The following is a 16,295-nucleotide window of genomic DNA, read 5'->3' on the forward strand; positions in this document are numbered from 1 at the left end:
AAGAGACAGGCCTCACCCGGGGAACCGTCGCGGCACGCCGTAGCGACCGACGGAGGCGCGCCGCACAGCCACGCGCCGTCCAGATCCGGGGACCTCCCGGTCGCCCTCCGGGTCTTCCGCTGCTGACACCGCCGTACGGACCGAAGATCCGTACGCGCTGAGCGGAACGGGCCCAATTCCCGTACTCCGCACCGATATGTCGTCACGGCCCTGCCCTCGCTCCTGGAGGCGATCCCCCCATGCAGCCCCTCATCGACCATGCCCGCTCGCCGGGCGAACGCACAGCCGCGCACGACGAGCACCGCGCCCACCCGCGCGCGGCCAGGCGGACGGCCGCCGGACACCCGGGGCCGCACGGCCGGCTCCACGCCGTGGACACCGGCCGGGTCCTCGCCCGCCGGGCCGCCGCCGACCCCCTCCTCCCGCTGTGAGCGCCGGCGTGAACCCGGTGACCAGGACCGTGGCGAAACTCCTCGGGCGACGCGGCTCCGGCGACCTCCGCGCCGACTTCACCGCCTCGCTCGTCGTCTTCCTGGTGGCGGTGCCGCTGTGCGTGGGCGTGGCCGTGGCCTCCGGCGTACCCGCCGAACTCGGCCTGGTCACCGGCATCGTCGGCGGCCTCCTCACCGGGCTGCTGCCCGGCAGCAGCCTTCAGGTCAGCGGCCCGGCGGCCGGTCTGACGGTGCTCGTGTACGAGGCCGTGCGGGCGTACGGTCTCGGCGCGCTCGGCGTGATCGTGCTGGGCGCCGGACTGCTGCAGCTCGCCATGGGTGCCCTGCGGCTGGGCCGCTGGTTCCGGGCGATCTCGATCGCGGTCGTCCAGGGCATGCTCGCGGGCATCGGCCTGGTGCTCATCGCGGGCCAGCTGTACGCGCTGGTCGACGCCGAGGCACCGGCCGGCGGGCTCGACAAGATCGCCGGACTGCCGGGCCTGGCGGCCGGCACCCTCGCGTCGGGACCGGCTCTGGCCGCGCTCGGCATCGGGGCCGGCACGGTGGCGGTGCTGGTGCTGTGGCCGAGGATCCCGGCGGCGGCGCGCCTGCTGCCCGCCCCGCTGGCGGCGGTGGCGCTGGCGACCCTGGCCGCGGTGGTTCTCGACCCGCCGGTCGCCCGGGTCGAGGTGCGGGGCCTGCTCGACGCCGTACAGCCGCCGGGCGGCGCCGACTTCGGACGGCTGGCCGAGGTCGGCCTGCTGGGCACGGTCATCGCCTTCACCCTGATCGCGTCGGCCGAGAGCCTGTTCAGCGCGGCCGCGGTGGACCGCCTGCACGACGGGCCGAGGACCGATTACGACAAGGAGCTCGTCGCCCAGGGCGCGGGCAACGCGGTGTGCGGGATGCTCGGCGCGCTGCCGATGACGGCGGTGATCGTACGCAGCGCCGCCAACGTCGGGGCGGGGGCCCGCACGAAGGCGTCCCGCGTGCTGCACGGGGTGTGGCTGCTCGTCTTCGCCGTGCTGTTCCCGGCGGCGCTGGGCGTGATCCCCGTGGCGGCACTGGCCGGTGTGCTGGTGCACGCGGGCGGCAAGCTGATCCCGGTCGGGGAGCTGGCTCCGCTGTGGCGCGAACACCGCGGCGAGGCAGTGGTGCTGATGGCCACGGCGCTCGCGATCGTGGTGACCAACATGTTCGAAGGGGTGCTGATCGGTCTGCTGCTGGCGGTCGCCAAGACCGCCTGGGAGACCTCCCACGTCCACGTGGAGGTCGCCCCCGCCGAAGCGGACGCGCACGAGTCGGCTCCGGTGCGCGTGCGCGTCCTGGGCAACGCCACCTTCCTGCGCCTGCCCAAGCTCCTCGACGCTCTGGAGGCGCTGCCCCGCGACCGTCCGATCGAACTCGACCTGACGGGCCTGCGCCACATGGACCACGCGTGCGGAGCGGCCCTGCGGAACTGGACCGACCGGCACAACGAGACGGGCGTCAAGCCCGTGCGGGTGGCGGCCTGACCCGCGCCCGTCCGTCGCACCGGTAGCCCCGCAGGAGGCACGTGAGCCTCCTGCGGGGCTACCGCGTACCGCAGTGCCCCCGCAGCCCCGGGCTAGCCGTGCCAGGAGCGCCAGAGCGCCGCGTACGCCCCGTCCGCCGCCACGAGCTTGTCGTGGCTGCCGAGTTCGCTGATCCGGCCCTCCTCGACCACCGCGATCACGTCCGCGTCGTGCGCCGTGTGCAGCCGGTGGGCGATCGCCACGACCGTACGGCCGTCGAGGACCCGGGCCAGCGACCGCTCCAGATGGCGCGCCGCACGCGGGTCCAGAAGCGAGGTCGCCTCGTCCAGTACCAGCGTGTGCGGATCGGCGAGCATCAGACGGGCCAGCGCGATCTGCTGGGCCTGCGCCGGGGTGAGCACCTGGCCGCCCGACCCGACGCCGGTGTCCAGGCCGCCGTCCAGCGCCCGCGCCCAGCCGTCCGCGTCGACCGCGCCGAGCGCCGCCCACAGCTCCGCGTCGTCCGCGCCCGTACGGGCCAGCAGGAGGTTGTCGCGCAGCGAGCCCACGAAGACGTGGTGCTCCTGGTTGACCAGCGCCACATGCTCGCGCACCCGCTCGGCCGGCATCCGGGACAACTCCGCTCCGCCCAGCGATACTTCGCCCGTGCGCGGCGCGTAGATCCCCGCCAGCAGCCGGCCCAGCGTGGACTTCCCGGCGCCCGAGGGGCCGACCAGGGCCATCCGCGTCCCCGGTGCGACGTCCAGCGTCACCCGGTGCAGGACGTCGACGCCCTCCCGGTAGCCGAAGTGCACCGCGTCCGCGCGCACCGCACGCCCGTCCGGGGCGAGCAGTCGGTCGCCGGCGTCCGGCTCGATCTCCCGTACGCCGACGAGCCGGGCCAGCGACACCTGCGCCACCTGGAGTTCGTCGTACCAGCGCAGGATGAGGTTGACCGGGTCGACGAGCATCTGCGCCAGCAACGCGCCGGTCGTCAGCTGGCCGACGTCGATCCAGCCCTCCAGCACGAAGGCACCGCCGATCAGCACCACCGAGCACAGGATGGTGATGTGCGTGACGCTGATGACGGGAAAGAGCACCGACCGCAGCCACAGCGTGTACCGCTCCCACGCGGTCCACTCCCTGACGCGCTGCTCCGAGAGGGCCACCCGGCGCCCGCCCAGGCGGTGCGCCTCGACGGTCCGCCCGGCGTCGACGGTCTCCGCGAGCATCGCGGCGACCGCCGCGTAGCCCGCCGACTCCGAGCGGTACGCCGACGGCGCCCGCTTGAAGTACCAGCGGCACCCGGTGACCAGCACCGGAACGGCCACCAGGACGGCAAGCGCCAGCGGCGGCGCGGTGACGGTGAGGCCGCCGATCAGCAGCCCCGCCCACACCACGCCGATGGCGAGCTGCGGCACGGCCTCGCGCATCGCGTTCGCCAGCCGGTCGATGTCGGTGGTGATGCGCGACAGGAGGTCGCCGGTGCCCGCCCGCTCCAGCACGCCCGGCGGCAGGCCGACCGACCGTACGAGGAAGTCCTCGCGCAGGTCGGCCAGCATCTCCTCGCCGAGCATCGCGGCCCGCAGCCGCATTCGGTGGGTGAAGAGGGTCTGGACGAGCAGGGCGAGCGCGAAGACCGCCGCCGTGCGCTCCAGGTGCAGCTCGCGCGCCCCGTCCGCGAGGTCCGCGACGAGCGAGCCGAGCAGGTAGGGCCCGGCCATCGAGGCGATGACGGCGACGGCGTTGAACGACACGAGCACGGCGAACGCCCGGCGGTGCCGGCTCATCAGCTCGCGCACGTAGGTCCGTACGGTGGCGGGGCCGGCGACGGGCAGGGTCGTCGCCGACTCCGGTGCCGCCGGATCGTAGGACGGTGGTGCCACGCCGATCATGCCGATTCCTCGATTTCTTCCCGTACGCCGTGTCGCACGGCCCCGGGGACCGCGGCTTTCGCGGCGTCCTCGGCGCCCTCGGCGTCTGTCTCGCGGGTGACGACCGCGCGGTAGCGCGGGTCGGTGTGCAGCAGTTCGCGGTGCGGGCCGGCCGCGGCGGCCTCGCCCTCGTGGACGAGCACCACCCGGTCGGCCTGGTCGAGCACCAGCGGCGACGAGGCGAAGACGACGGTCGTGCGTCCGGTACGCAGCCGCTTCACGCCCGCCGCGACCCGCGCCTCGGTGTGCGAGTCGACGGCGGAGGTCGGCTCGTCCAGGACGAGCACCTCCGGGTCGGTCACCAGCGAGCGGGCCAGCGCGAGGCGCTGGCGCTGGCCGCCGGAGAGCGAGCGCCCGCGCTCCGTGATCCGGGTGCGCATCGGGTCGTCCACGCGGTCGGCGGACGTCTGCGCGAGCGCCGCCAGCACGTCCTCGCACTGCGCCGCGTCCAGCGCGTCCGCCGCCGACACCTGCCCCGACGCCGGTACGTCGAGCAGCTCGGCGAGCGTGCCGGAGAGCAGCACCGGGTCCTTGTCCTGGACCAGGACGGCGCCCCGCGCGGTCATCAGCGGCAGGTCGTCGAGCGCCACCCCGCCGAGCAGCGCGGAAGGCGGCGTCCAGCCGTCGGCGTCGGCATCGGCGTCGGTGGCCGTGCCCGGCACGGAGGTGTCCGAGGTGGCGTGGCCGCCGAGGCGCTCCGCGAGCCGGCCCGCCAGGTCGGGGTCGCCGCACACCACGGCGGTGAACAGGCCCGCCGGCGCGAGCAGCCCGGTGGCCGGGTCGTACAGGTCACCGGACGGCGGCTCGCCCGGCGCGTGGGCCGGTGCCGGTGCCGGTGCCTCGTCACCCGGAGCGGGCGCCGTGCGCTCCAGCGACAGCACCCGCGCCGCGCGCTGGGCCGAGGGACGCGAGAAGGAGTACGCCATGGCGATCTCCTCGAAGTGCCGCAGGGGATACAGCAGCAGTGTCACCGCGCTGTACACGGTGACCAGTTCGCCGACAGCGACGCGGCCGTCGAGGGTGAGCTTCGCGCCGTACACCACGACCGTGATCAGCAGCAGGCCCGGCAGCAGGACCTGGACGGCCGAGATCAGCGCCCACATGCGGGCGCTGCGCACGGCGGCCCTGCGGACCTGCTGCGAGGCGTCGCGGTAGCGGCCGAGGAACAGCTCCTCGCCGCCGATGCCGCGCAGGACGCGCAGACCCGCGACGGTGTCGGAGGCCAGCTCGGTGGCCTTGCCGGCCAGCTCGCGCTGGGCGTCGGCACGCCGGGTCGCCTTCGGCAGCAACGGCAGTACGGCCAGGGCCAGCACGGGCACCCCGATCGCCACGACGATGCCGAGGGCGGGCTGGTAGACCAGCAGCCCCACGCACACCACGACGAGGGTCAGGGCCGCCGCCGCGAAGCGCGACAGCGCCTCGACGAACCAGCCGATCTTCTCGACGTCTCCGGTGGAGACCGCGACGACCTCGCCCGCCGCGACCCTGCGCGTGAGCGCCGAGCCCAGCTCCGCCGTCTTGCGGGCCAGCAGCTGCTGCACGCGCGCGGCGGCGGTGATCCAGTTGGTGACGGCGGTCCGGTGCAGCATGGTGTCCCCGAGGGCCACGGCCGCACCCAGCAGGGCGATCAGCCCGGCGGCCAGCGCCAGCGACCGGCCGGATCCGTCGACCACGGCCTGTACGGCGAGACCCACGCCCAGCGGCAGGCCGGCGACGCCGCACTGGTGGAGCAGCCCCCAGGAGAGCGACTTCAGTTGCCCGCCCAGCTGGTTGCGCCCGAGCCAGTAGAGGAATCGGGGCCCTGACCGGACGTCGGGGATGCCCGGATCGGGATACGGAAGATCGCGAATCTGCATGACGTCCCACGGTTCGGTGTACTGGCTGAAACCGTGCAAGGTTCGCTTTTTTCCACCAGCCGTGGCAATCGATTTACGGGCTACGGGGCACAGAACGCGCCAAGATCGCACATTCCGGTGGCGTATGCGGCCGCCCCCGGCTTCACTCCTGACGCATGAGACGACCACACGTCATGGGCATGCTCCTCGCACTGGTCCTGGCCGCCTTACCGGTGACGGGGGCCGGTCGGGCCGGCGCGGCGGCCCCGGCGACCCACCGGACCGGGACGCCCGCCGCCGAGCCGCCCCCGGAGTTCGGCAGCGACTGGCACGACCCCGTCACCGCCGCCCCGCCCGTCACGGCCCCCGGCACCCGGTCCTGCGAGGTGAAGGTCGCCCACGCCCAGTTCCGCGACTTCACGCCCTACAAGGGCGCGTACACGCCGCCGAAGGGCTGCGGCGACCGCTGGAGCAAGGTGGTCCTGCGCCTTGAGGGCAAGGTGGCCGGGCGGCAGTACGACCGGCTCGGCCACCTGCGCATCGGCGGGGTGGAGATACTGCGCACCTCCACCCCGCAGCCCTCGCCCGACGGCATCACCTGGTCCGTGGAGAAGGACGTCACCCGTTACAGCGAGACCCTGCGCGGCGCCCAGCCCGTCGAGATGCTGATCGGGAACGTGGTCAACGAGACCTACACCGGTGTCATCGACGTCGAGGCGACGCTGACGTTCTACGCCGCCGAGGGCCGCACCCGGCCGGCCGACACCCCCGACCGCGTCCTCACGCTCGACGGCGAGTGGCTCACCACCCCGCGCAACTCCGAGCGCGTCGTCGCCGAGGTGTACGCGACGGGCTCGGGCGGCGGCTGCGAGGAGTACTGGTACCTGTCCGTACCCGACGGGGCGCCGTACTCCTGCCGGACGCCGGACGGCCCGTACCGCGAGGTGCAGATCACGGTCGACGGGCAGCTCGCGGGCATCGCCGCGCCGTTCCCCACCGTCTGGACGGGCGGCTGGTCCAACCCCTTCCTCTGGTACGTGATCCCCGGCCCCCGGGCCCTCGACGTGAAGCCCGTCCAGTACGACCTGACGCCCTTCGCGGGCCTGCTCAACGACGGCCGCCCGCACCGCGTGGAGGTCTCCGTCCTCGGGGTGCCCGAGGGGCAGGCCGGCTGGAGCACGCCCGTGAACGTGCTCGTGTGGCAGGACCGGGGGAGCGAGGTCGTCACGGGCGCGCTGACCCGGCACCACAACGGTGTCCCGGCCAACGCGTCCACGTACACGCCCGGTTCCGAGCACCGCGTCGACACCCGGGGCGGCCACCGGCTCACCGTCTCGGGCCGTCTCAACACCTCGCACGGCCGCGTCGTCACCACCGTCGACCGCACGCTCGCCCACACCTCCGTGCACCGCTGGACCGACGGCGAGAACCTCGACGCGCTCAAGGCCACCTGGACGGACCGCGAGCGCGTCACCACCGACGGGCGGGGTCCGGCCACCGCCGTGCGCGCCCACCGTGCGTACACCATGGACGGCACGACGACGCTCGGCGCCGGCGACCGGCTGCGCACCGTGCTCGCCCTCGGCGATCGCGCCGACACCGCCGTGGAGCGGGCCGGGAAGCGGCTGTCCTGGTCGCGCCTCGACGACGCGTACGAGGGGGACGCGACGTACACCACGAACGTGCCGCGCGACCAGCGGCACGCGGTCGGCACGTCGAGTGAGCGCTACCGGTTGTACGGGACGGCGGGCTGCCACGACCGCACCGTCGAGACCGCGCAGGGGACAGTGACGCGGGACCGGCTGCGCTGCGGCCGGAAATTACCTGCAGGTATGTAGTGACTTCGCATGCTGGCAGCAGTAGAACCTGTTTCCGTTCGCCTCTGAGTGAGGAACGTCACATGAGTAACAACTCCACGTCGGACGCGAGTTCCAGGGGTGTCTCGCGCCGAGGGTTCATCACTGGAACCGGTTCTATTCTAGGAGTCGCCGCCCTCGGGGGCCGCGCCGCCGCCGCCGCGCCCGCCGCCGCGCCCACCGCCGCGATCGCCCCCGGCGCCCGCGTCCCGGTCCTGGTGGTCGGCACCGGGTACGGCGGCTCCGTCGCCGCCCTCAGGCTCGCCCAGGCGGGCGTCGACGTGCACATGATCGAGATGGGGATGTCCTGGGACACCCCGGGCACGGACGGCAAGATCTTCGCCAACACCACCAAACCCGACCACCGTTCGTTCTGGCTCCGCACCAGGACCAAACAGCCCCTCAGCAACTTCCTCGGCTTCCCGCTCGACAAGGACATCCCCCGCCACACCGGGATCCTGGACGCCGAGGAGTTCAGCGGCATCACCGTCTACCAGGGCCGAGGCGTCGGCGGCGGCTCCCTCGTCAACGGCGGCATGGCGGTCACGCCCAGACGCGAGAACTTCGGCGGCGTCCTCCCCTCGGTGAACGCCGCAGAGATGTACGACGTCTACTACCCGCGCGCCAACGCCGGCCTCGGCGTCACCGACGTCGACCCGGCCTGGTGGGAGAGCGCCGCCTGCTACCAGTACGCCAGGGTCGGCCGCAAGCACGCCCAGCGTTCCGGCTTCCCCTTCGTCTTCGTGCCCAACGTGTACGACTGGGACTACATGAAGCAGGAGGCGGCCGGAGCCGTGCCGAAGTCGGCACTGGACGGCGAGGTCCTCTACGGCAACAACTACGGAAAGAAGTCGCTTCAGAAGACCTACCTCGCGCGGGCCAGGGCGACCGGCAAGGTCGCCGTCTCCCCGCTGCACCGGGTCACTTCCGTCGCACCGGCGACCGGCGGCGGCTACACGGTCGTCATCGAGCAGATCAACACCGCCGGCGACATCACGGCCACCAAGACCGTCACCGCGGACAAGGTGTTCTTCGCGGCCGGCAGCGTCGGCACCAGCAAGCTGCTGACCAGGCTGAAGGCCACCGGTGCGCTGCCCCGTCTGAACAACGAGATCGGCAAGGGCTGGGGCGACAACGGCAACGTCATGTGCGGCCGCGCCAACCACATGTGGGACGCGACGGGCAAGGTCCAGTCGTCCATGCCCACGGCCGGGATCGACAACTGGGCGGCCGGCGGGGCGTTCGCCGAGGTGGCGCCGCTGCCCACCGGGATCGAGACCTACGCCTCGCTCTACCTGTCGATCACGAAGAACCCGCACCGCGCCGAGTTCTCCTGGAACGCCGCGGCCGGCAGGACGGACCTGAGCTGGCAGACCGCCTGGAAGCAGCCGTCCATCGACGCCGCCAGGACCATCTTCGACAAGATCAACGCCAAGGAGGGGACGATCTACCGGAGCGACTTCTTCGGCGGCTCGAAGATCTGGGGCGACCACCTCACGTACCACCCGCTCGGCGGCGTGGTGCTGGACCGGGCGACCGACAACTACGGCCGCCTGCACGGCCACCCCGGCCTGTACGTCATCGACGGCTCGCTGATCCCCGGCAACGCCAGCGTCAACCCGTTCGTGACCATCACGGCGCTCGCCGAACGGAACATCGAAAGGATCATCGCCACCGACCTGTAGCGGCCGGACGCCGGGGCCGGCCGGGACCACCGGCCGGCCCCGGCCCCGGTCAGTGCCCCGGCAGCACGCATACGGTGTCGAGCCCCAGCACGCGGTTGAGCCGGCCGAACGCCAGCCAGGAACCGATGCTCATGGTCAGCTCCACGATCTGGGTCTGGCTGTAGTGCGCCGCCATCCGCGTCCAGAACGCGTCGTCGAGGCCGTGGTGGTCCAGGGCGTACCGCTCGGCGTACTCGGCGGCCAGGCGGGTCCGGTCGTCGAACGCGTCGGTCGTACGCCACTGGGACACCGCCTCGGCGAACTCCTCCTCGACCTTCCGCCCGTCCCGTTCGGTCCGCCAGTCGAGGCAGAACGAGCACCCGTTGATCTGCGCGACGCGCAGCCGCGCGGCCTCGAACTCCCGCAGGCCCAGGGTGGTGTGGGCGTACACCGCCAGGGAGAACGCGGAGGCGGCGACCCCGATACCCGGGACCATCTCGCCCCACACGTACTCGATGGCGTTCCTGCCCTCGGGGATGTCGATGTTCATCGTTGGCTCCTTCCGAGCTTGCCGACCGCCGGGCGCAGGGGGACGTCCAGCGCGTCGTAGAGCCCCGGCTTCGCCTGTACGAGCCAGTCGACCGCGCCCACCAGGCGGCCCACGGCGGTGGCGTTCCCGCCCGCCGACCGGTTCGCGCCCTCGTCGGTGGCCTCGACCGTGACCTCGATGCGCGGGCGGCCCTCAATGACGACCCGGTGGGCCCCGGCGCCGTCGGGCGGGGTGGGCCAGTCCGGGGCGCAGGACGGGTGGATACGGGTGACGTGCTCGATGACGATGCGCGGTTCGCCCGCGACGATGCCCCGCACCTCGAAACGCACCGCGCCCTGGGTGCCCGCCTCGAACTCGCCCATGGTCCGGGTGGTCACCGTGGTGTCGAGCGGGCGGCGGTCCAGCGTCTCGCGGATGTCGTCGAGTTCGACGCCCAGGGCCCTCGCCATCAGCCGTATCTGACCGCCCCACACCATCGTCGGGACCGTCGGTGCGAGCATCAGCGGCTCGTAGTCCATCGGCTGACCCATGCCGACCAGGTACCGGACGGAGTCCGGCTGGTCGTACGTGGAGTAGTCGAAGATCTCCTGGCAGCGGATCACGTCCACCGTGGTGGCCAGTCCGCTGATCAGCAGGGGCAGTACGTCGTTGCCCCAGCCCGGATCGACCCCGGAGACGAACAGCGAGCCGCCGCCCTCCGCCACGGCGGCCAGCACCGGCTCGCGCAGCTCGGGCGGGGCGTTGCGCTGGTCGTACAGCGCGTACAGCGAGGGGGTGACGACCACCGCGCCGGCCCGGACCGCCCTGACGATGTCGGCGAGCGCGTCGTCGGGGCGGATGTCGCCGGACGCCGCGTACACCACGGCGCGGGGGCCGGCGGCCAGCACCGCGGCGACGTCGTCGGTCGCCGCGACCCCCAGCTCGCGGTCGAGCCCGCACAGCTCGCCCGCGTCGCGGCCAACCTTCGCCGGGTCGTGCACCACGACGGCCGACAGACGCAGGTCCGGATGGGCGTCGACGGCGCGGACGGCCGCACGGCCGACGTTGCCGGTTCCCCAGACAACCGTGGAAATCATGCGGCGGAGGGTAGCGCCCGGGCCTGTCACTTCCCAGAGGTGCGCCCGCACCAACTTCCGCCCGCCCGAAAGAATCTGATGTGCCGTCAGTTCGCCGGGCGGGTCGCGCGCTCCAGCTCCAGCAGCGCGGACCGGTAGCCGCGCCCCGTGGCATGCTCCATGCCCACCTCGCACATCCGGTTCGCCGAGAGGTACACGTCGTACTCGCGCGCCCGGACCTCCGCGCCCTCGCGCGCCGTGGCCGATTCGGTCAGCTCCGGGTGCAGCATGCCCCGGTCGCCGGCGAACGCGCAGCACCGCACGTCGTCCGGTACGACGACCTCCTCGGCGCACGCCTCGGCGACGGCGGTCAGCGCCGCCTCGTCGCCCAGGTGCCGCATCGAGCAGGTCGGATGCAGGACGGCGGAACCGGCCCGGCGCAGAACCCGGAGGCGGGGGAGCAGCTCGTCGGCGGCCCAGACGACCGAGTCGACCACGGTCAGCTCGCCGTGCAACTCCCGGTTCGCGTCGGTGAGGTACGGCACCACCTCGCGTGCGAGGCCCAGTGCGCAGGAGGACGCGTCGACGACCAGCGGCAGCGTGCCGCCCGCCGTCCAGCCCCAGGCGGCCTCGACGACGCGGTTCGCCATGACGGTGTTGGCCGCCTCGTACCCCTTCGAGTGCCAGATCGTCGCGCAGCAGGTGCCCGCGACATCGGCGGGGATCCACACGGGCCTCCCGGCCCGCTCCGACACGTCGACGACCGCTTGCGGCAGGGCCGGCCCCCGGTGGCGCTCCGGCTCACCGAAGACGCGGTTGACGCAGGCCGGGTAGTAGACGGCGTGCGCCCCGGCGCGCGCGGTGCGGGGGAGCGGCCTGGCGGCCGCGCCGGGGATCTCCGGCAGCCACCGCGGCACCAGGCCGGGACGTACGGCCCCGCGGGCGAGGCCCGTGACCGCCCGGGCCAGCCGGTCGCCGGCCCGGTCCGCCGCGGCCACCGCGAGGCGCGCCGCCGCCTCGACCGCCCCGAAGTGCTCGGCCGTCAGCGCGGCGATCCGCTCCTCGCGCGGCGAGTGCCGGCGGTGCCTGAAGTCCTTCATCAGCGCGCCGGTGTCGATGCCCACGGGACAGGCGAGCGCGCACGTCGAGTCCCCGGCGCACGTGTCGACCGCGTCGTACCCGTACGCGGCGAGCAGCCCCCCTTGGACCGCGGAACCGGCGGCCTGGCGCATCATCTCCCGGCGCAGCACGATGCGCTGGCGCGGAGTGGTCGTCAGGTCGGAGCTCGGGCACGTCGGTTCGCAGAAGCCGCACTCGATGCACGGGTCGGCGACCGCCTCGATCCCGGGAATGGTCTTGAGGCCCCGCAGGTGCGCCTGCGGGTCGCGGTCCAGGACGACGCGCGGGGCCAGCACGCCGCCGGGGTCGACGAGCCGCTTCGTACGCCACATCAGTTCCGTCGCCCTCGGGCCCCACTCCAGCTCCAGGAAGGGCGCGATGTTGCGCCCGGTGGCGTGCTCGGCCTTGAGCGACCCGTCGAAACGCCCGACCGTGAGCCGGCAGAACGCGTCCATGAAGGCGGCGTAGCGCGCGACGTCCGCGGGGTCGCCGGCGTCGAAGGCCAGCAGGAAGTGCAGGTTGCCGTGCGCCGCGTGACCGGCCACGGCCGCGTCGAACCCGTGCGCGCGCTGGAGCTCCAGCAGCGCCTCGCACGCCTCGGCGAGCCGCGCGGGGGGAACGGCGAAGTCCTCGGTGATCAGGGTCGTCCCGGCGGGACGGGCGCCGCCCACCGCCGTGACGAACGCCTTGCGGGCCTTCCAGTACCCCGCGATCGTCCGGGCGTCCCGGGTGAACCGGTTGGTCACCGACGCGACCGGTGCGACGAGCCGGAGCCCGGTCATCACCTCGGCCGCCGCCCGTTCGTACCGCTCCAGAGCCGCCTCGTCGGGTGCCCGGAACTCCACCAGCAGCGCCGCCGTCTTTTGCGGCAGCCGAGCCCAGTCCGCCGGGACGCCGTCGACACTCACCGAGGCGCGCAGCGTGTTGCCGTCCATCAGCTCGACCGCTGCGGCCCCCGCGTCGTTGAAGCGGGGAACGGCGGCGGCAGCGGCGGACAGCGTGGGGAAGAAGAGCAGCGCCGTGGAGAGCAAGCGGTCGAGGGGCACGGTGTCGAAGACGACCTCGGAGAGGAAACCGAGGGTGCCCTCGGAGCCGACCATCAGGCCGCGCAGGACCGCCACGGGCGTCGATCCGTCGAGGAACGCGTCGAGCCGGTAACCGTTGGTGTTCTTGATCGCGTACTTCGCGCGGACCCGGGCGGTGAGTTCCGCGTCCGCCTCGATCTCCGCCTTGATCGCCATGAGCCCCGCGCACAGACCGGGCTCCGCGCGGGCCAGCTTCTCGTCCGCCGCCGGGTCCGCCGTGTCGACGACCGTGCCGCTCGGCAGGACGAAGGTGAGGGAGGCCAGGGTGCGGTAGGAGTTGCGGGTGGTGCCCGCCGTCATGCCGGACGCGTTGTTCGCGACGACGCCGCCGACCGTGCAGGCGATGGCGCTCGCCGGGTCGGGGCCGAGGACGCGGCCGTGCCGGGCGAGGGCGGCATTGGCCCGTACGACCGTGGTGCCCGGCCGGATCCGGGCGCGGGCGCCGCCGTCCAGCACCTCGACGCCCGCCCAGTGCCGGCGCACGTCGACGAGAATGTCCTCGCCCTGCGCCTGGCCGTTGAGCGAGGTGCCCGCCGCCCGGAAGACGACCTCGCGGCCCTCGGCCCGGGCGTACGCGAGGACCGCCGAGACGTCGTCGACGTCCTCGGCCACCACGACGACCCGCGGGACGAAGCGGTACGGGCTGGCGTCCGACGCGTACCGCACGAGGTCGGAGACCTTCCACAGCACCTTGTCCGCACCGAGGAGCGCGGTCAGCTCGCCGCGCAGCGGCTCCGGCGTGCCGCCGGCCAGCGCGTCCGGCACTCGGTCGGGCGCCGGTGGCGGCGGGGCCGCGGGGCGCGGCGATCCCGGCTCGGGCTCCAGCAGAGGCATCCGGTCCCCCTCGGTTCAGCAGCGGCGCTCCGGCATTCCGTCGACCAGAGCGGACAGCAGGCCCCCGAGCACCTCGCGCTGCTCGGCGGTCAATGGGGCCAGGATGTCCTCCGCGGCGTCACGGCGCGCGCTGCGCAGCGCGCGGAGCGTCGCGCGTCCGGTGTCGGTGAGCTCGATCCTGATGACGCGCCGGTTCGTGGGATCCGGCACGCGGCGCACCCGGCCGCTCGCCTCCAGGCCGTCGACCAGGGTGGTCACGGCGCGGGGGACCACGTCCAGGCGCTGGGCGAGGTCCGCCATTCGCGGCGGCCGGTCGTGCAGGTCGTAGTGCGAGACGGTGCGCAGCAGGCGCGACTGGGCGGGTGTGATGCCGATCGGCTCCATCTGCTGACGCTGGATCCGGTGAAGCCGGCGCGTCAGCCGCAGGAGCTGCTCGGCGAGCAGGCCGTCGGCGTCTGAGGTGCTCATAGCGGGAACAATATCAGGACCGCACTCATTGTGAACAGTGTCATTGTGAGCACAGGTAACAATCGGCTAGGCTCGCAGAACCGTCGTCTCACCCCCGCGAAGGAGCCCATGCACCCCGATCGGCCCACGTGGACACCACCGGCCCGCGATCCCGCCCAGCCGGAGGAGCCCGCGCAGGTGCGCCGCATCCTCCGGCTCTTCCGGCCCTACCGGGGCCGGCTGGCCGTGGTCGGCCTGCTCGTCGCGGCCTCCTCCCTGGTCGCCGTCGCCTCCCCGTTCATGCTCAGGGAGATCCTCGACACCGCCATTCCGCAGGGCCGCACGGGGCTGCTGAGCCTGCTCGCCCTCGGCATGATCCTGACCGCCGTGGTGACGAGCGTCTTCGGCGTGCTCCAGACCCTGATCTCCACCACGGTCGGCCAGCGCGTCATGCACGACCTGCGCACCGCCGTGTACGGCCGGCTCCAGCGCATGCCGCTCGCCTTCTTCACCCGGACCCGCACCGGTGAGGTGCAGTCCCGGATCGCCAACGACATCGGCGGCATGCAGGCGACGGTCACCTCCACCGCCACCTCGCTGGTCTCGAACCTCACCTCCGTGGTGGCCACCGTCGTCGCCATGCTGGCCCTCGACTGGCGGCTGACCGTCGTGTCCCTTCTCCTGCTGCCGGTCTTCGTGTGGATCAGCCGCCGGGTCGGCCGCGAGCGCAAGAAGATCACCACCCAGCGCCAGAAGCAGATGGCCTCGATGGCCGCCACCGTCACCGAGTCGCTGTCGGTCAGCGGCATCCTCCTCGGCCGCACCATGGGCCGCGCCGACTCCCTGACCAGGTCCTTCGCCGACGAGTCCGAGCGCCTGGTGGACCTCGAAGTGCGCTCCAACATGGCCGGGCGCTGGCGCATGTCCACGATCGGCATCGTCATGGCCGCCATGCCGGCCGTCATCTACTGGGCCGCCGGCCTGACCATGAGCACGGGCGGGACGGCCGTCTCCCTGGGTACGCTCGTCGCCTTCGTCTCGCTCCAGCAGGGCCTCTTCCGGCCGGCCGTGAGCCTCCTGTCGACCGGTGTGCAGATGCAGACCTCGCTCGCCCTCTTCCAGCGGATCTTCGAGTACCTCGACCTGCCGGTGGACATCACCGAACCCGAGAAGCCGGTCCGGCTGGAGAAGATCCGCGGCGAAGTGCGCTTCGACGACGTCCACTTCGCGTACGACGAGAAGAACGGGCCCACGCTCACCGGCATCGACGTCACGGTCCCGGCGGGCGGCAGCCTGGCGATCGTCGGCCCCACCGGCTCCGGCAAGAGCACCCTCAGCTATCTGGTGCCCCGGCTGTACGACGTGACGGCCGGCCACGTCACCCTCGACGGCGTGGACGTGCGCGACCTGGACTTCGACACGCTGGCCCGCGCGGTCGGCGTGGTCTCCCAGGAGACGTACCTCTTCCACGCCTCCGTCGCCGAGAACCTGCGCTTCGCGAAGCCGGACGCGACCGACGAGGAACTGCGCGCCGCCGCCGAGGCGGCCCAGATCCACGACCACATCGCCTCACTCCCCGACGGGTACGACACCCTGGTCGGCGAGCGGGGGTACCGCTTCTCCGGCGGCGAGAAGCAGCGCCTGGCGATCGCCCGCACCATCCTGCGCGACCCGCCCGTCCTCATCCTCGACGAGGCGACGAGCGCGCTCGACACCCGTACCGAGCACGCCGTGCAGCAGGCCATCGACGCGCTCTCGGCGGGCCGTACGACCATCACCATCGCGCACCGGCTCTCCACGGTCAGGGACGCCGGCCAGATCGTCGTCCTCGACGGCGGAAGAACCGTCGAGCGCGGCACGCACGAGGAGCTGCTCGCCCGGGAGGGCCGGTACGCGGCGCTCGTGCGCAGGGACGAGCGGCTGTCGTCCGCCGCGACCTGAGCGTCACCTCGTCGCGGACACGGCAACGCCGCCCCTCCCGGGGGGGCGGGG

Annotated in this window: 11 protein-coding genes; 5 read left to right on the forward strand and 6 right to left on the reverse strand. The window is 73.1% G+C overall.

Features of this window, described 5'->3' with window-relative positions:
* The first annotated feature begins 239 nt into the window (after positions 1-239).
* Positions 240-431, forward strand: a complete 192-nt coding sequence (locus tag E2E34_RS19660) for a hypothetical protein (RefSeq protein ID WP_138903228.1) — start codon at positions 240-242, stop codon at positions 429-431.
* A gap of 17 nt (positions 432-448) precedes the next feature.
* Positions 449-1,945 carry a SulP family inorganic anion transporter gene (locus tag E2E34_RS19665; protein WP_208765280.1) on the forward strand — a complete coding sequence of 499 codons (1,497 nt, stop codon included), beginning with the start codon at positions 449-451 and terminating at the stop codon, positions 1,943-1,945.
* A 92-nt stretch (positions 1,946-2,037) separates the two neighbouring features.
* Here E2E34_RS19665 and E2E34_RS19670 read toward each other — a convergent pair whose 3' ends face one another.
* Entirely contained in the window at positions 2,038-3,819 is a 1,782-nt protein-coding gene (locus tag E2E34_RS19670) for an ABC transporter ATP-binding protein (protein WP_138903229.1), read from the reverse strand.
* On the reverse strand, positions 3,816-5,714 hold the full coding sequence (locus tag E2E34_RS19675; RefSeq protein ID WP_138903230.1) for an ABC transporter transmembrane domain-containing protein: 1,899 nt from the start codon (positions 5,712-5,714) through the stop codon (positions 3,816-3,818). Before E2E34_RS19675 ends, E2E34_RS19670 begins: the two co-directional genes overlap by 4 nt.
* A 155-nt stretch (positions 5,715-5,869) precedes the next feature.
* Between E2E34_RS19675 and E2E34_RS19680 the strand changes: the two genes are divergently transcribed.
* Together E2E34_RS19680 and E2E34_RS19685 are read left to right on the forward strand one after the other, a co-directional pair.
* Complete coding sequence (locus E2E34_RS19680) at positions 5,870-7,531, forward strand: peptide-N4-asparagine amidase (RefSeq protein WP_425573358.1); 1,662 nt, start codon at positions 5,870-5,872, stop codon at positions 7,529-7,531.
* A 62-nt stretch (positions 7,532-7,593) separates the two neighbouring features.
* Complete coding sequence (locus E2E34_RS19685) at positions 7,594-9,234, forward strand: GMC oxidoreductase (protein WP_138903231.1); 1,641 nt, start codon at positions 7,594-7,596, stop codon at positions 9,232-9,234.
* A 49-nt stretch (positions 9,235-9,283) separates the two neighbouring features.
* On the opposite strand, the gene E2E34_RS19690 is transcribed toward E2E34_RS19685, so the two are convergent.
* From E2E34_RS19690 to E2E34_RS19705, 4 genes are all read right to left on the reverse strand, one after another.
* On the reverse strand, positions 9,284-9,763 hold the full coding sequence (locus tag E2E34_RS19690) for a carboxymuconolactone decarboxylase family protein (protein WP_138903232.1): 480 nt from the start codon (positions 9,761-9,763) through the stop codon (positions 9,284-9,286).
* On the reverse strand, positions 9,760-10,839 hold the full coding sequence (locus tag E2E34_RS19695; protein WP_138903233.1) for an NAD(P)H-dependent amine dehydrogenase family protein: 1,080 nt from the start codon (positions 10,837-10,839) through the stop codon (positions 9,760-9,762). The genes E2E34_RS19690 and E2E34_RS19695 overlap by 4 nt, the downstream gene beginning before the upstream one ends.
* Before the next feature lie 86 nt (positions 10,840-10,925).
* A complete protein-coding gene (locus tag E2E34_RS19700) occupies positions 10,926-13,856 on the reverse strand; it encodes an FAD-binding and (Fe-S)-binding domain-containing protein (protein ID WP_138903234.1) in 2,931 nt (976 codons plus the stop codon).
* A gap of 15 nt (positions 13,857-13,871) precedes the next feature.
* On the reverse strand, positions 13,872-14,324 hold the full coding sequence (locus tag E2E34_RS19705) for a MarR family winged helix-turn-helix transcriptional regulator (RefSeq protein ID WP_138903235.1): 453 nt from the start codon (positions 14,322-14,324) through the stop codon (positions 13,872-13,874).
* Between the two features lie 108 nt (positions 14,325-14,432).
* On the opposite strand from E2E34_RS19705, the gene E2E34_RS19710 reads away from it, so the two are divergent.
* On the forward strand, positions 14,433-16,244 hold the full coding sequence (locus E2E34_RS19710) for an ABC transporter ATP-binding protein (protein WP_138903236.1): 1,812 nt from the start codon (positions 14,433-14,435) through the stop codon (positions 16,242-16,244).
* Positions 16,245-16,295: the final 51 nt, after the last annotated feature.

It is taken from the genome of Streptomyces albidochromogenes (assembly GCF_005981925.1).
Taxonomy (GTDB): domain Bacteria; phylum Actinomycetota; class Actinomycetes; order Streptomycetales; family Streptomycetaceae; genus Streptomyces; species Streptomyces albidochromogenes.

Excerpts from the sequence above, each read along its gene's own strand:
- E2E34_RS19670 (WP_138903229.1), bottom strand. The coding sequence starts at position 3,819 with ATGATCGGCGTGGCACCACCGTCCTACGATCCGGCGGCACCGGAGTCG.
- E2E34_RS19660 (WP_138903228.1), top strand. The coding sequence starts at position 240 with ATGCAGCCCCTCATCGACCATGCCCGCTCGCCGGGCGAACGCACAGCC.
- E2E34_RS19695 (WP_138903233.1), bottom strand. The coding sequence starts at position 10,839 with ATGATTTCCACGGTTGTCTGGGGAACCGGCAACGTCGGCCGTGCGGCC.
- E2E34_RS19680 (WP_425573358.1), top strand. The coding sequence starts at position 5,870 with ATGAGACGACCACACGTCATGGGCATGCTCCTCGCACTGGTCCTGGCC.
- E2E34_RS19710 (WP_138903236.1), top strand. The coding sequence starts at position 14,433 with ATGCACCCCGATCGGCCCACGTGGACACCACCGGCCCGCGATCCCGCC.
- E2E34_RS19685 (WP_138903231.1), top strand. The coding sequence starts at position 7,594 with ATGAGTAACAACTCCACGTCGGACGCGAGTTCCAGGGGTGTCTCGCGC.
- E2E34_RS19705 (WP_138903235.1), bottom strand. The coding sequence starts at position 14,324 with ATGAGCACCTCAGACGCCGACGGCCTGCTCGCCGAGCAGCTCCTGCGG.
- E2E34_RS19690 (WP_138903232.1), bottom strand. The coding sequence starts at position 9,763 with ATGAACATCGACATCCCCGAGGGCAGGAACGCCATCGAGTACGTGTGG.
- E2E34_RS19675 (WP_138903230.1), bottom strand. The coding sequence starts at position 5,714 with ATGCAGATTCGCGATCTTCCGTATCCCGATCCGGGCATCCCCGACGTC.
- E2E34_RS19700 (WP_138903234.1), bottom strand. The coding sequence starts at position 13,856 with ATGCCTCTGCTGGAGCCCGAGCCGGGATCGCCGCGCCCCGCGGCCCCG.